This is a genomic window from Sphingobacterium sp. UBA1498 (genome assembly GCF_002325125.1).
Taxonomy (GTDB): domain Bacteria; phylum Bacteroidota; class Bacteroidia; order Sphingobacteriales; family Sphingobacteriaceae; genus Sphingobacterium.
Map to the genome: position 1 here is coordinate 32,659 of NZ_DCRG01000001.1, position 15,269 is coordinate 47,927.

20 protein-coding genes are annotated in these 15,269 nt (G+C 35.8%); 9 read left to right on the forward strand and 11 right to left on the reverse strand.

What is annotated here, in order from left to right:
• Window positions 1-169 precede the first annotated feature (169 nt).
• Window positions 170-409: a hypothetical protein gene (locus B3139_RS00105; RefSeq protein ID WP_293879020.1), complete on the forward strand. Its 240-nt coding sequence runs from the start codon at window positions 170-172 to the stop codon at window positions 407-409.
• A 124-nt stretch (window positions 410-533) separates the two neighbouring features.
• On the opposite strand, the gene B3139_RS00110 is transcribed toward B3139_RS00105, so the two are convergent.
• From B3139_RS00110 to B3139_RS00135, 6 genes are all read right to left on the reverse strand, one after another.
• Window positions 534-950, reverse strand: coding sequence for a hypothetical protein (locus tag B3139_RS00110; RefSeq protein ID WP_293879022.1), 417 nt, complete (start codon window positions 948-950; stop codon window positions 534-536).
• 316 nt (window positions 951-1,266) lie between these two features.
• Window positions 1,267-1,704 (reverse strand): hypothetical protein, encoded by a 438-nt coding sequence (locus B3139_RS00115; RefSeq protein WP_293879024.1) that lies wholly within the window; start codon window positions 1,702-1,704, stop codon window positions 1,267-1,269.
• Between the two features lie 339 nt (window positions 1,705-2,043).
• Complete coding sequence (locus B3139_RS00120) at window positions 2,044-2,406, reverse strand: DUF1493 family protein (RefSeq protein ID WP_209581916.1); 363 nt, start codon at window positions 2,404-2,406, stop codon at window positions 2,044-2,046.
• Between the two features lie 53 nt (window positions 2,407-2,459).
• Window positions 2,460-3,032 (reverse strand): YbjQ family protein, encoded by a 573-nt coding sequence (locus B3139_RS00125; protein WP_293879028.1) that lies wholly within the window; start codon window positions 3,030-3,032, stop codon window positions 2,460-2,462.
• 395 nt (window positions 3,033-3,427) lie between these two features.
• Window positions 3,428-4,291 (reverse strand): restriction endonuclease, encoded by an 864-nt coding sequence (locus B3139_RS00130; RefSeq protein ID WP_293879029.1) that lies wholly within the window; start codon window positions 4,289-4,291, stop codon window positions 3,428-3,430.
• A gap of 589 nt (window positions 4,292-4,880) precedes the next feature.
• Window positions 4,881-5,510, reverse strand: coding sequence for a hypothetical protein (locus B3139_RS00135; protein WP_293879031.1), 630 nt, complete (start codon window positions 5,508-5,510; stop codon window positions 4,881-4,883).
• A gap of 161 nt (window positions 5,511-5,671) precedes the next feature.
• Here B3139_RS00135 and B3139_RS00140 point away from each other — a divergent pair, with 161 nt between their 5' ends.
• Window positions 5,672-6,034 carry a hypothetical protein gene (locus B3139_RS00140; RefSeq protein WP_293879033.1) on the forward strand — a complete coding sequence of 121 codons (363 nt, stop codon included), beginning with the start codon at window positions 5,672-5,674 and terminating at the stop codon, window positions 6,032-6,034.
• A 708-nt stretch (window positions 6,035-6,742) separates the two neighbouring features.
• On the opposite strand, the gene B3139_RS00145 is transcribed toward B3139_RS00140, so the two are convergent.
• The 5 genes from B3139_RS00145 to B3139_RS00165 form a co-directional block, all read right to left on the reverse strand.
• Complete coding sequence (locus tag B3139_RS00145; protein ID WP_293879035.1) at window positions 6,743-7,210, reverse strand: hypothetical protein; 468 nt, start codon at window positions 7,208-7,210, stop codon at window positions 6,743-6,745.
• 337 nt (window positions 7,211-7,547) lie between these two features.
• The gene (locus tag B3139_RS00150; RefSeq protein WP_293879037.1) at window positions 7,548-8,078 is read right to left on the reverse strand and encodes a DUF6705 family protein; all 531 of its coding nucleotides are present in this window, start codon (window positions 8,076-8,078) and stop codon (window positions 7,548-7,550) included.
• A gap of 147 nt (window positions 8,079-8,225) precedes the next feature.
• Entirely contained in the window at window positions 8,226-9,290 is a 1,065-nt protein-coding gene (locus B3139_RS00155; protein ID WP_293879039.1) for an RES family NAD+ phosphorylase, read from the reverse strand.
• 10 nt (window positions 9,291-9,300) lie between these two features.
• The gene (locus tag B3139_RS00160; RefSeq protein WP_293879041.1) at window positions 9,301-10,239 is read right to left on the reverse strand and encodes a sce7725 family protein; all 939 of its coding nucleotides are present in this window, start codon (window positions 10,237-10,239) and stop codon (window positions 9,301-9,303) included.
• Between the two features lie 7 nt (window positions 10,240-10,246).
• Window positions 10,247-11,137 (reverse strand): sce7726 family protein, encoded by an 891-nt coding sequence (locus B3139_RS00165; RefSeq protein WP_293879043.1) that lies wholly within the window; start codon window positions 11,135-11,137, stop codon window positions 10,247-10,249.
• Window positions 11,138-11,254: 117 nt separating this feature from the next.
• On the opposite strand from B3139_RS00165, the gene B3139_RS00170 reads away from it, so the two are divergent.
• From B3139_RS00170 to B3139_RS00200, 7 genes are all read left to right on the forward strand, one after another.
• Window positions 11,255-12,457, forward strand: a complete 1,203-nt coding sequence (locus tag B3139_RS00170) for a hypothetical protein (protein ID WP_293879045.1) — start codon at window positions 11,255-11,257, stop codon at window positions 12,455-12,457.
• Between the two features lie 108 nt (window positions 12,458-12,565).
• The gene (locus B3139_RS00175) at window positions 12,566-12,883 is read left to right on the forward strand and encodes a hypothetical protein (protein WP_293879047.1); all 318 of its coding nucleotides are present in this window, start codon (window positions 12,566-12,568) and stop codon (window positions 12,881-12,883) included.
• Between the two features lie 19 nt (window positions 12,884-12,902).
• Entirely contained in the window at window positions 12,903-13,160 is a 258-nt protein-coding gene (locus tag B3139_RS00180; RefSeq protein WP_293879049.1) for a hypothetical protein, read from the forward strand.
• 104 nt (window positions 13,161-13,264) lie between these two features.
• Window positions 13,265-13,462, forward strand: coding sequence for a hypothetical protein (locus B3139_RS00185; protein ID WP_293879051.1), 198 nt, complete (start codon window positions 13,265-13,267; stop codon window positions 13,460-13,462).
• Window positions 13,462-13,845: a zeta toxin family protein gene (locus B3139_RS00190; RefSeq protein WP_293879053.1), complete on the forward strand. Its 384-nt coding sequence runs from the start codon at window positions 13,462-13,464 to the stop codon at window positions 13,843-13,845. The genes B3139_RS00185 and B3139_RS00190 overlap by 1 nt, the downstream gene beginning before the upstream one ends.
• Window positions 13,835-14,017 (forward strand): hypothetical protein, encoded by a 183-nt coding sequence (locus B3139_RS00195; RefSeq protein ID WP_028069684.1) that lies wholly within the window; start codon window positions 13,835-13,837, stop codon window positions 14,015-14,017. Before B3139_RS00190 ends, B3139_RS00195 begins: the two co-directional genes overlap by 11 nt.
• 691 nt (window positions 14,018-14,708) lie before the next feature.
• Window positions 14,709-15,131: a DUF4372 domain-containing protein gene (locus tag B3139_RS00200; protein ID WP_293879060.1), complete on the forward strand. Its 423-nt coding sequence runs from the start codon at window positions 14,709-14,711 to the stop codon at window positions 15,129-15,131.
• Window positions 15,132-15,269 lie beyond the last annotated feature (138 nt).

Here is a 15,269-nt window from a genome sequence, read left to right on the forward strand (position 1 = left end):
TCTATTAATCTGGTAGTTGCTGTGTTCAAAATTACTAATATTATTAGCAAATAATCAAGAAGGCGTAATGGTTTAATTTTTATTACATTCATTGTCAGCGACATAATTTATAGCAGGGGCTTTGCTTAAACAAGTGGGGTACTGTGCTGTTTATTATAAAACAGGACCTATGAACGAAAAGATACTCAGCTATCTGAAAAGTGAAGGATTCACTTATCTATGGCGGAAATTCGGCGAACATGCCTATAGACCCATGAAGGGAAATCTTGAGCAACTGCTCACCCGAACCTGCACAACCCCACTTTGGGAAGACGATCTACTGTCGATCGACGATGCGCTTTTATTGGTGGGTACGGAGAGCGCGCAAGACGGCTGGATCGTCCTTGTGAAGCAGAAAGGGATATGTTAAAGTTTTCATTTTCTAATGCTTTTGTTCTGGAGATAATATACGTACCCCCATTTTTAACAGTTCCACCACTTGCATTAATTATTTTGTCTTGGTTATTTTTCTTAAAGACAGAACAGAATTCCTATCAACCAGCGTTGGGTTTTATATATCCAGGAAGGAGTGTTTCTATCCATTCCTCTTCCATGTATTCTAAAACTTCACTATAATTGCCCTCTTTCGGGGAGACCACTGTAAAATTTTGGTGCAAGGTCCCTTCCAAATCCATATGCTGATAAATATAAAACACATCCCTATTTGAAAGCTTAACGAAGTAACTTGTTAATTCATCTTCTTTAATTTCTGTAATGTGCAATGAATCTTTTCCAAGCTCTTTATAAATTAGTTTATTCCAATTTCTCCATCCATCAAATTCAGGAGCATCTGTATATATAAAAGTCGTCGAATCAAACAGCAGGTATAACCCGTCCAAATCAAACACAAACTTAAGTCCATAATTTCCTTCTTCAAAATTGTAATAGATATTTTTCAGATTTTTTGTCATATTATTTATTTTCTAATTCTACACCTTTCGTTATAACTTTATCATATACAGTCTCTCCTGCTGTTCTACCACTGAAATATCCAGCTGCCCCACCTATTAATCCTCCGACAAATCCACCTAAAACGACACCTCCGATATAGCATAACTATTACCTAATTTGTAAGACGATCCACCAGTTTGATCCATCCATTTGCACTAATTTAAGTGCCGAACGGATATTACGGCTCATAAGCCGTGAAAAGCTTATATACAATAACAAGAAAAGCCTAATCTTTCATTGGATTGGGCTTTATATTCGCTACTTTGAGTAGTCAATTTAATTATCATATTCAACTCCCTGTATTTTTTCGAAGATATTCCCAATGAAACTATCATCTTTACTACAGACTAGCCAATAGGATGAATCAACCAACTCAATTATGTATTCACAATTTTCATACATCAACTTATCACCCTCATATTTTCTGATATTTTCAATATTACTGTCGCCAATCACTAAAAGTTCAATTGCTTGATCGATTTTAGAAGACAAGTTCAATATGCTATCCAAAGAGATTAATTTGCCACGCTTTGATTTGTTGATTTCTTCTTCAAATTTAACAATATCACAATCCACCTCTTGGACTGTTGTCACGTATACCCATAGCAACCCCCAAAAAACTTCATCCTTTTTTCTTTCAAAACAGTTCAATATATCTTCAAGTCGCACAGACAGAATAGAACTATCGTCTCCATGTATTATAATTTTTCTCATCTTCACTTATTTAGGCCATTTATCCAATCTGTATATGTTAAAGGTGCTGGAGTTTTATCTCTGAATTCTTCTGATTCCCTCATTATTCAGGTAGACTTCTGCTTTTATGCATGGTTTCAGTTTGGCTGGAGATTCCGCTAGCATTAACGAGGTAAATTCGGAAATCGGAGGCCAGTCAATATGGATAACTTGGACCAGCAAAAAAAATCAACCTAAACAAGTTTTAATTCGTTTTTTATATCATTTTGTACATTATCTCTTCCGATAAATTCTCAAAAGAATGCAGTCCGACTTTCAGAAATCTCCACTAAGCCTCCTGCATTTATAGTAAAATATTATTTAAGAATTTATAACATCCTCATCTAAACGACCAGCTATAACCGCTTTTTCCAATTGACCTATGTTTAATGATTTTATACCTTTTTCCTTATTTCTAAAGAGGTCTTTGATCAGGCTGGAAACAAAGTCTTCTTCATTGCCAAAATAGTCTCCTATTTTAAATCGGCTTATATCAACGTTAAATTTTTCAGCAAAGGCAATAAAAAAATCATCTGCATCATCACCTGTTATTTTTAAATCAACTACTAATTTTGTATCCCTATTAATTTCCTTTTTTTTAAACAAAAATGGAAATGGTAAAGTATACCCCCAACCACCATCATACACGAATGTTCTGATTTCGTTTAAAATTTCATCTTCCATATCCATAATTTTAGAATCTAAGAAAGCTCTATTTATAATAGTCAATGGCTTCCTCATCGGGTACGGAATAGCATTTCCAGCTTTTCTTTTGGAGTTTGTTCTATACCGTAATCCTCATTCATTGCTTTGAACACAAGCGGCACAAATTCCCTTAGGCCCGATGTAGCTATAAATTCAGCTGTTTCCTTATTGATAGATTCTACCGACTTATAATTCTCCAAGATAATATCTGCTAGGACCTTCTGCTGAATCAGTTCGCCATCCAATAGATCATCTTGCCTCTCCACCGGAACGTGGGCAACTTCTTTAAGATGTACTGGTGTACCCACTGCAGTAATCATAAATAGCTGACTCCCCTTTCCTGAGATTCCGTCGATATCTACACTAAGCCCAATAATAGCATCAGCACGAATTGCCTGCGCACGCTGCTTGAGCGTTTCGGTAACACGCCTGTACATTTCCTGCATCTTCTTCTCATAGCTGGTAGAGCGACCGCCAAAGAAATCGACATAGCTCGCGCCTATATCGCTAACGATATTGGTGCCGATGACAACATTGGCTGCTATTGGATCATTATATCGTGAAATCTTCCTCCCTTCGATGGAATTGGTCGTGGTTACTATCATGGCATGCTACTTTTCAATCGGGCAAGGTTAATACCCAAGCCTAATATACATTATTTATACTGAATGAATATGTTTACAGATATTAACTTCAAGATTATTACAAAATGTAAGGCTAAGGTATTTGTTTGAAAGTAGGATTGGTTACGGGAAAGCGTAGCTGATTTACTCAACGGTTTTACTAAGACAATAAAGTAAAAAATAGCCCCCCTTACAATTGTTAAGGGAGGCAATTTTGGCTAGATGTCCGCTTGGGCTAGATGTTAACCGGCTTTGGGCGTTCATCTATTGTAAAGATCGCGAGATTAGTTAAGATAATTGTTGTTAATTTCTTAAAAAATATTGTTCAAAAATTATATCTTAATAATAATTTAATCCCAAAATGCTATTTCACCTCATTAAATATTATTAGCAGTTTCGGGAACACTCCAGATCAAACCACTCTTCGATAATGATAACCGTCTTTTATGAAAAAGTTCTTCCATGACCATCCACACCTGATCCGTCAATGTAAAATATTTTTTGGTGCTTAGATCATCTATAGTTAGAAATCCGGTAACAGAGAACTTTTCTACAGACAGTACTTCATTTTTGAAATCTAGGAATAATTTTCTATCCGTTGAATAATCAAGTGTAATATTCTTTAGAACCTCTCTCCTATTGGTAACCGCAGAAGCAAATTTTAGCAGATACGGTTTTAAGCTAACTTCTCTTCCACAAGCATCACGAAGTGTAAATAAATAGGCCTCACCTGTGAACGGATCAAAATGAATAGTTTTATTTCCAAAGGTTATACTGGTTATATTAGCTCGAGTTCGTGTGGTGTTTAGACGGATATCCAGAGTTCCAAACTCTATTTCCTTTTTGTAATCCACATCACTCTCCCCGGCTTCCCAGAGCTTAACTAGCTTTATACCTTTGTGTTCAGCATACAATACGGTATCTTTGGTAAATCCTGATTTGCATACAATTATTCCTTTTTCTATACCCAAGTCAAGCATAGTTTCAGATAGTTTCATTACAATATCCTTATTAGCTTTCTCTTTGCAGTATTTACATTCAATCGCAGTGCTCATGCTTTTCGTACCATCTAATTGCTCAGTCAAGACATCAATCTGATGCATGATACCAGACTTCCCTTTCAACTTACACGCATTACCGTAACCTAAGATCTTGATGCCATATTGCGCACCGAGCGACTCATATACGTATTTAGTAATGGCTTCATAGTCCTTCCAGTTTATTTTGGATGTCTTAGACATAGCTAGTTTTTAAGTTACATTGATTATATAAAATGTGAAATTCATGTAATTGAATTAAATCGACACTGAAACCTATGCAGTTTGTTCAGTCCAATAGCTAAATCATATTTTTATTTCCGATTTCTATTAATCCAACTATTGTATATTGCCAATTCTAACTCAGCTATAGAATCAAATGATTCTTTACTCATCCTAACTTTGGCAAATTCAATAAATCGTTTATAGGTTTCGACATTATCCAATTCCGTCCAGTTAAATAAGAATTCATATTTTAATACCTGTTGAATCATTCGTTAATAAACTTTTTGGGATAAAATAGGTCTTTTAACAATACAAAATATAAACCATTTAGCGTTGCATGGGGGATTAAAATAGCACTGACAAGCCGTTAACCATAATTTTATTCCAGAACTTATTCTTCATAATATATCTAAGGCCCGTCATAAAGTTTCTTTCAAAAAGTTTTAGCACGGCAATTAAGAGTCAGTATTCTGCCAAAATATTCTTATTTTTTACGAATCCCTTTCAAATACCATGATAGCCTACAGGAAAATTTTACAATATGATATTATTTAGAATAATACGTTCCTTATGGAACTAATCTATCCAAATCCAGGAGATGGTATTCCGATAGTTCGACAGAATTTGGCCTGACACTGTCTCGCCAGCTCATACTTCTATGAAAGGACGGTCCGGCCTGATATTGACCGGAGCTACCTATCTCCTCTACAAATGAGAATAAATACATTTTATGTTCCGGAAATATCACTTCCTGTTCGTATATGAGCGGCTGCTCCTTCAAACTGCGGCTTAATTTCTTTATTATGGTAACAGGATCCTCCAGAAAAACCGGAATATTCATAAAAGTTAGCTTTTTACAGTTTTCATCAACGAAGATTTCTGTAAGTCGGCCAGATGTATATTCAAAAGATAAACCGTTTGTCCTGAATTCCACAACCCTGTCATCCATTGCAGGACCAAACTCTACGATTGCTTCTGAAACTGTTTTAAAATCTTCGTCATTAAAAAGATCGGAAAAAACTTTATAAAGATCCTCCAGTCCAGCTTGTTGACTTTCAACTGTATCACTTCGTTCAGCCTGAATTGAGCCAATGTCTGCACTAAATCGATCGACCTGCGAACGCGACATGGAAAATTTGATCGGCCCAAGACCTCTTAAAGTATGTACTTGCCATATAATATCACCATGTTCGGACATAACTCTTAATTTTAATAGTTTACACAAATTTAATTTTTTTTCATCAATATCTTGACGGTTTAGATCATTTAGGTAGTCACAAATTAAAGTAATGTTTAAATGATAAGGTAGACTTACCTGTTTGGTAGATTTACCAAAATGGTAAGTCTTCAAATTCAATATTGATAGGAACACCGCTGAGTCAACTATTAACAAATTATAAATTTGAAAAAGCAGAAAGCATTAACTATGTCGGCTATAAAATAGCCAACTGCGAAACAACATCCACTAAAGCTTTTGGTTTCTCAAACTTCACTGTATTTTTTGATACGGAAGAAGAATTTGTAAAACATATTTGGCTTTCGATCAACGCGACAGCTTCTCGAACGGAAATTTCACGAGAACATTTCAAATTGATTAAAGACGCACTATATAGCTTAGGAGAAGAATACGAAATGGTTTTAGCGGACTGGAATAGCTTGCAATTAATCGATTTAAGCAACAGAAATCAGATTGACAAATACCTTAACGGTTACTGGAAATAGTACGTAAGGTATTTTGTATAGCGAAGAATTAGATCATATAGGGAACTCCTTTGAAGAAAATATGAAATTTCCAACCAGTAATTGCATATTTGACCAAGGGAGTAATGTTGGCATGCTTAACGTAGCTAATTTATTCAACAATTTTAAGAAGGTAAAAATTAAAAAAAAGCCTCCCTTATGACCGAAAAGGGAGGCAGTTTTGGCTAGATGTCCGCTTGAGCTAGATGTTAACCGGCTTTGGGCATTCATCTAGTGTAAAGATCGTAAATTATTTTGAGATGATAGTTTTTCATTTCGCTGAAAATGTTGTTCAAAACTTGCCACTTGATATTAATTTTATTCTGATATGCTATTTTACTTCATCGAATATTATTGTCAGTCTCACGAGTACTCCAGATCAACCCACTCTTGGATAAAGACAACCGTCTTTTGTTAAAAAGTTCTTCCATGATCATCCAAACCTGGTTCGTCAACATAAAATATTTTTTACTGCTTAGATCATCTATAGTTAGGTATCCGGTAATAGAAAACTTTTAGACCGCTGATACTTCATTCTAAACATCTAGAAATATTTATTTTTTAAAACCAAACAGGATTTGATATTGTATTAATAGTACTTTTCAAAAATAGGTAGTAATTTAGGTAGTAATTGGTAAACCTTGAGATCCTCCCAGACTCAAGGTTTTTTTATTCCTTTTATATCCTTTTTCATCTAATATCATCCTTTATCCACTTTAATTCCCCGCGCTGGATCATGGCAATATACTTTTGCACGTGATCATCGGTCAATAAGCAATTGTCATCAAGGTGGTAATTGAACTGCTTAGTGAAGCTGTAATATTGAATACTTCCTACATAAGCATTATTGAGATAAATATGCCAAAGGCTGTATTCCTTGGCCCGAACTTCCACTACCTGGCGTTTTCCATGGTGATAAAACAGCTCAGGCACATCCGTATCAAAGCGAAGTATAAGGGCGTCAATGCACGCTTCCCTGATGTCATCGGCAAGTACACCGTATGCCAATTGCCACACGCCCTGAAATTTCCTGAAAACATAAAAAGCAAGGCCATTTTTGTTATAGACATGATAATCTTTCATGCCCATGCTTTTATCATGCACGGTAATTTGAGCGTGCATTACCCGATTTCGGCAAAAGATTTCTAGTGGTTTCATTTTACAAAATTACTAATAATATTAGTAATATTGTATATGGTAAAGATATTTGGGTTTCTCATTTTTTATATGCATTTGGAATGTTGGAATTGGTATGCTGAATTGATAGGCTTACAGCTATTAACTTCAAGATTATTACACATTGTTAGGATAGGATATGTGTTTGAAAGTAGGACTCGTCACGGGAAACCATACTGATTTAGTTAGCAGTTTTACTGAGACAATAAAGCGAATACTTAAATAAAAAAGCTTCCCTCTAATTCACAGAGAGAAGCTTTTAAGCTAATGTGTTACTCTGAAATTGCGCAAATATCTATCACGCACTGTACATTTTTTTCTATTTCACTCTTTTCAATTCAATATTATTCGGAACGTGAAGTTTATATTGACCACCTTTCCCATCTATACTTATCATTCCCCAACCTTCCGCTAATATAAATTTTAAAACTAGTTTATCAGGATTTCCTTTGACATAAGTTAATGTTCCTCGGGCATTAACACGATTTTTAGTTTCCCTAAATCGAAAAGATAATACATTTTCATTATCTATTTTTTTATCAAAAGATCCGGTAGTTATGGTATTCTTACCACCAACGTCATAACCATCGATCAACGCACCATCCTTTTTATAAGAATGGTAACCAACTGCGAAATCTAACTTATCACCATTTTTTTTGTTAAAATACTCTTCTTTTACTAAAACTATAGTAAACACTTCATCCTGCCCCTCATACTTCCAGGTACCATAAAATTTATTTAATCCAGCTGGCTTAAGGTGTCTACCTGATTCATTTCTATTATCCTTAGATTGATAGAAAATACATCCTGTGATTAAAAACATCATAAATAGAATTGCTGCTTTTTTCATCTTTACCATTTTTATTGAATTTAACATGGATGGGATATTATAGCTATGATTACAAACTGTAAGTCTAAAGTATTGGTTTGAAAGAAGGACTATTTACGGGAAACCGTACACATAAAAATCTAGTTTAAAAAATTGAACATAAGCATGTTACCAATTATATTTCAAGCCTTTCACATGATAATGTTTCACTTCCATACAAACTAAGTCAGTATCATTAAAAACTGCCAAGTTATAGCCTCCGGCCTTCATTGCGCTTCGATATTCTACCGCATGAAACCCTAATGACTTAATATACTCACAAAGATATTGGGTAGGCAAGTAATCAAGGTTTACATCTTGCTTCCGAACGGGTTTTGACAGCTCTTCTTCGAGTTTTAGCAAATAAGATCGGACCAACATAAACTCCTCAATATCAAATCCACGATCCTGAATTTCAAATGGTCCGTAATCTTCAATATTTTTTAAGGAAATGACCTGCAATGGAGCCTTTAACGTAAAACGTCCGATACTAATGGACTCGTGCAAAGAAACCCGTGTTTCATAAAAGGTCGTCTCTTCACTTTCAGAAATATATAGATACGGTATACCAACTGGATTGGCCCTGCCTGGTGTTGTATACAGCTTGGGCGGTTTACCCAGCTCATAGACTTCAAGTGGGCGCTCGCTGATCCGCGCTCTGTAAAAATGCGTTCCAACAGGATAGGTTTTTGCAAATCTGCTAAAGGTAGACTCCAGCAACTCAAAATCTAAGGTATTAGCAATAAAAAAACGGTTCTCCTCTTTTATCTCGGATGCAAATTTCTCCCATTGCATCCGATGGGAATCGTCCGTCGCTTCACCATTAAGATAGATCTGCAACTCTACTGGTTCCTCAAACAATGAATCCTTAAATCCAACCCAACCTCGACCAATCTGATTGAGTAATTGTTTGACATCTTTGGATTTTAATTTGGCGCTATCGAACAACTTTGGCCAATAACATATTAAATGTTCATGCATTGCAACCGACCTGTCATCTTTGAGGGATAATACAGCCGTTGGATGATTGATATAAAGTTCAAATAGTGCATCAAAGACATCAGATAGTTCCTCGCAGGCTATCAAAAAGACATCTTTACTTTCACAAAAATCACAAAGTCCCTTTCCATTTGATTCCGCTTCTATCCTATCCCGCACCCCTTGGTCTGCGAAACAGTTTACACAACAATTCATAGCTTTGAGATTAGGAGATTAGCCCTTGGATTAATTCGATGTGATGCATGATGGAGAGCTTTTTGACAACGCCGAGGCCCGAAAAAGATTGCTGCCGATAATGTCTACGAAACTCTCTTATTGCTATTGTTTCAGGGATTCTCTTTTCATCAACAAATTGTATTAAATCCTCCAAGGCTTCAAAATATTTCCTTGCCGGATCGGATGCATCATCATTTGATTTAGAAACAAAGTGTGCAATACGGATATCCTCGTCTCCATCCAATTTAAAGGTTAGATGTATGGCGACAGCATAAGCAGGACCTCCGCCCTCACTATAAGCGCTTCCAATGGATTGGTAATCTGCAAAAGCAATGCATCCCTCATCCGGATAGTAAAGGTAATCAGTTGAAAATACTTCTTCTCTTATCCCAATGTAATCCGTATTCTTTGTAAGTTTATTGAAATTATCACTCAATAACGCTCTGTTATCATACTTCCGCTTAAGACCAAAAAGATTGTTTATATGAATGGTATTATAAAGGCAGGCTGTATCCTTTGTAAAATCGCTTAAAGATTGAATATCATTTGTTTTATTAAGATGAACCAATGCATAACCACTATCTGAAAAGCCTCTTTGCCTAATGCTTTCTTGCGCAAAAAAGCTATCACGATCAGTCTTAATTAAATAGGTCGGTATAATGGATGTGACACCTAGATCTTTTAGTTCTTCAATTAAATTAAAAATGGATTCACTATCACCTTTTAATTCTCCATGCTCAGTATTTACCACCAACTGTACACGGATATTAGCCCCGCTTAAAGCTTTAAGTGCTGTCCTTAGCGAAGAGGTATTCTTCTTTACAGGTTCAATAATAGGAATGATCTTCTCTGGGTTTAATGGAAGCCCTACAAGTTCACGTAATGCAATTAACTCAAATTGCTTACCTCGGAGATACGGGAAATACATAAGCGCTTTATAATAATAGGTTCTTACTTAGATTATTAATCAAAGTAAGATACGACTTTTTATTGTATTTCGCCTGATAAAAAGAGAAGTTAACGAATGAAGGTACATCGCCAAGAGTCAAGTATAAATTGGTTTGTGGATCAATACGACTTTTTAAGATATGGCAATACATTGCTTGGACTTCTTCTACTGGCAGCTCCGTTAATATTTCCAGACATGCTCGATAATAAAATACTGGTGTTACGTCAGGTAAAAACCCTACAAGTTCTTTTATAAGCCGGCTATATTCAGGTTTTCGCAAGGACGACATCATATAGCTGGCATCAAGACAAGCTGTGTATTTGACAGCAGCACGATATTCAGAAACCTCTCCCTCTTCTGTATAGATCAATACGCCTACGTAAGCAGGAAGTACCCGAAGATATTTGTTTAGCAAGGAAACGTGCGTAAATAGATAAACCTCGGTAAAAGCTCGGTAATAATCGTTCAACTGACTTACTAAGCGTTCGGGGGAATCCAGCTCGGTCTTTATTTCAAAAACCTTATTCGTTCCGTTGACAAGCACCGTATCTGCAATGGACTGACCAACACGAAACTCATTGAGTAGAATTGTGTCATCTAAGGAATAGTTTTTCAAGACATACTCATTGAGCAACTTATTCTTGTAGATATATTCGTGCCTATAATTTTGTTCAAGGATCTGATAAGAATGTGCGATTAAATCGCCTAATTGGTTGGGTTTATTTTCAACCATCTCATTCCAACCTACATACTTTTTCATCTTCCTGATATAAGAAGACTGATTGGTACTGCTTGAAAGCTTCTTGAATGACGCATGAGACACCAAAGAAGCCAATTCTCGCAAGTTCGCTTTGTCGTATGTGAGATCGGATTGCATATAGCAAATTTAAAAACTTATCGCGACTTAACGAAAATGATATGTGCTGATTTATTATTTGAAGAAGCAAAGAGGATTTTTCGCTACCTTTGTTTTTAATATTAACCTTAGAAAAAAATGAATTTCGGAAAAGTATGTTTAAGAAGCATGCTATTGTTAGGGATTAGCTTATCAAGCTATTTTTCTACGAAAGCACAATATAATAAGATAGACTACGACAATAGCAATTATCCCGAATTGATCATCGAACAAATTGATCAATACGATTATAGTACTGTCATTCATTTTTCATACACAAGCATTACATCTCTGGAATTAAATGGATCTGAGGATATACAACTTATTTCCAACGGAAAGGCAAAAAAATTATTGAATAGCTACAATCTCCCGTTGGATGAAAAGAAACATTTATTCAACGATTCTGGTGAAAAATTAAATTTTTCACTTGAATTTGAAAAAATAGATAATGTTAACGATGCCTTTGCTGTCCAAAGCGCAACGATTAAGAAATTCAACCTTCCTCATTTAAAGATCGATAGTTCACAATCAACAGAGTTTTTAGATGTTGATGCATTCATTGGTAAAACACCTTCGAGAGAATTTTACATCTTCTACAATGAAGGCTCCCCCGTACTACGGTATGCATACAAAGGAATGATTATCGCGATTAAATTGGCCATTGAAGAAAACTATGGGAAATTTTTTCAGCCACAGATTTTTGTACAAAATTACAACAAGAAAGATATATTGTTAGATCCATCCAAAATATATGCTCAATATGAAGTGAAATCCAAATTCTTTACTGCTCCAATTTTTGACTATAAAAAATACCTTTCAATGGTCAAGAAAATCCAAAAGAGTGAGATGTTTTGGAATGGGCTATCTGAGGGGCTCGCAGCTGTTGCAGCTGGTTATTCTTTTATATCTTCCAACTCGAACACATATGTAACTGCAAATGGTCGCTCTCTTAATTATGGATTTTTCGGAAATAATATGTACGCTGGAACTAGTTCTACGTCCATGACAGGTTCCATAAATACAAAATCAAATTCGACAGTATTTAATGGTGGCAACGCTTATATAGCCGCTCAATACGCCCGCCAAAACTTAGAAAGTTTGAAAGCAAAACAGGTTGATCGGCTTACGTCTATTCAAAATGGCTATATAAAGATGAACACAATATTCCCAAACACTGAGTATAGTGGTTATTGTAATATTCCGTGTAGATTAGACATTAATTCATTTTTGATGAAAGTTGAAATTAATGGTAGCGATTTCTTCTTTGAGTGGGACAACGATAAATTAAATTCAATGCTTTAGGAACTCGTAGGATTAATATTGTTTTAGATAATTGCTATTTACTATTTTAATCTTATAAGTCCTCATTATAAACCTATTGAAGCATTTAGCTCAGTTTAATATACCAACATGATGAAAAAAATACTATTCGCTATATTATCAATCCTGACGTTATCTCTAAGTGCGCAAAACAAATATGCAACAACGACGGATGGAAAAACGGTATTATTAAAAAGCGACGGAACCTGGGAATATGTAAAAGACAAATCTACATCATCAAATATCAATCAATTTAAAAGTACGAGCTCCTCCCCTTCGCCGCGCAAAACAAATAAATCTAAAAGTAGTTCTTCTTCGAGAAATTACATCCGTGGCCCTCGTGGAGGCTGTTATTATATTAACTCCAATGGCAACAAGACTTATGTTGACAGAAGCATGTGTAATTGATTGGGCAATCTATAAAAGTATGACAAAGATTATTATAGTAACATTAATTGTTTTAAACATTTTAACTCTAATAAGTTGTATTAATGGAGTGGCTGAAAAAAAAGTAATTCCTAATACAGATAATGAAATCACAAAAAATCTCAAAAGTGATTTAGATAATGAAAATTGTGGGCGTTTAGTTGGCGTTTGGCTAGATTCTCATAGCTCAAAAAATTATAAATTACGAATAGGCCAAAAAGTGGTTTTGAAGGATAATAAATGGCACATCATCATCTGAACAGGAAACAACAAACACTAAGGCGAATAACGATAAACAGAACCAATTTTAAATAAGGAATTAAAATTTGGTCAATTTTCCCTATTTTAACAAAAAAACAGCATATGCCAAATATCTACATTATCTCTGGCTGCAACGGAGCAGGAAAAACAACCGCTAGTTACACCGTGTTACCGGAGATTTTAGATTGCAGGGAATTTGTAAATGCCGACAACATAGCAGCAGGTATTTCTCCTTTCAACCCGCAAAGCGTAGCTGTATCAGCTGGACGAATTATGTTGGAGCGTATAGCGCGGAATTGATGAAGAATAAAGCTGATTTTGCATTTGAAACAACGCTCTCCACTCGAAGCTATAAAAATTTAGTACTCGAAGCTCAAAAACTGGGGTATTCAGTCACTGTACTCTATTTTTGGCTCGACTCACCTTCACTAGCCATACAACGCGTAAAGAAGAGAGTAGAAAACGGGGGACACAATATTCCATCTGATGTGATAGAAAGACGATATCGTCGTGGTTTAGAAAACCTGTTTAACATTTATATTCCGATATGTGATCGATGGCTGGTTTTTGATAACATGGATTTAATACCCGAAATAATTGCTCAAGGTGATAAATTTGGAGAATTCGTTTCAAATAGCGAAATTTGGTCAACACTAAAATCGAAATACCATAATGAACGATAAGGTAAATATTGAAAATATCAATCTTGCTGAACGAATTCGTTTAGGAGTGCAAAAGGCTTTACGAAAATTGGCAGAAGAAAGTGCTGCAAAGGGTGAGAGTTTGGTGGTAAAAGTTGATGGTAAAATTCAAGAGGTGCCTGCAAAAGAACTACTTATGAATTTACCAAAATAGTTACTTTTACAGGCTCTGTAAAGCTTGCTAGATTATTTGAGATATCAGTTGTCAATTCTATTCAAAAATTTTCGATACCTCAAAACGTTTTTCCTAACCGAAAACTCGGAAATTTCCAACGCCATTATTTTAGCCATCCAACAACCGTTTATGAATGTCAGCCCCACTATTGCCAATACGTTTAGGGCCTCTGACGCTCTTCTCCTAATAAGTTTCATTTGAACCATTCTTGTCCATTGTCTAATCGTTGTAAAAAGGGACCTCAGAATGCAAACGATGAATCCGCATTTAATTGCTAGCTCTTTGAAACCTGAGTTTATAGTTGAATTGCAGGAGAAATTAAACTGTGACCTGGCGGTTGTAAGATCCCATATTTAGTCATTATGGAAAAGGATAACAATGAAGGAAGGAGTATCATTAAAGGAAGTGGTTTTTATTTCGGGTAGACTGGGGTGATGAAAAAAATGGATCAGTACTATTTTTTCAAGGAGATACGGTCTTATTAGGAATTAGCAATGTCCCCTTTGCATTATATACGACAACGATGCTTGACAGAAATACCTTGCCAAATGAACATGTAAAAAACCTTTATCACTAGCGTCCAAAACGATTACCAAAATCGTATAAAAAAAGTGGCGCATTGCGATTTCAAAAAATGTTATATTGAAAACGCAAATACACCACCTCAGCAATGGTAAATATAAATGTTTTCAGTCAACTACTGTCTTTGATAGACCGAGATATTTTTAAAAAGCTTGTATCTAAATACAATAGCGACAAACATCATAAAGGTCTTAACAGTGGGACACATCTGGTGAGCATGCTTTTTTGCCATCTCTCCTGCAGCGATTCGGTCCGGGATATCAGTAACGGTCTTCGCAGTACCACGGGCAACATGAACCATATGGGTATCTCCCGAGCTCCCAGCAAATCGAGCATCTCCTATATGAATGAACACCGCGACCATAAGCTTTTCAAAGACCTTTATTTCGCCCTTTTGGACAATCTTTGGAATAAGGAGCCCAATCAGCGCAGTCAGCTCAGGGCATTGAAGCGTAAAGTCTATCTGATGGATGCCAGCGTGATCCCCTTATGCCTGTCGATATTTGACTAGGCTAAATTCCGGAGCAATAAGGGTGCAGCGAAACTGCATACTGTACTTGACTATGATGGCTGCCTACCGGTTTTCATGGAGATTACCGATGGTAAGGTACATGAGAGTAAAAAAGCTAACAGCTTTTCTTTCCCCAAG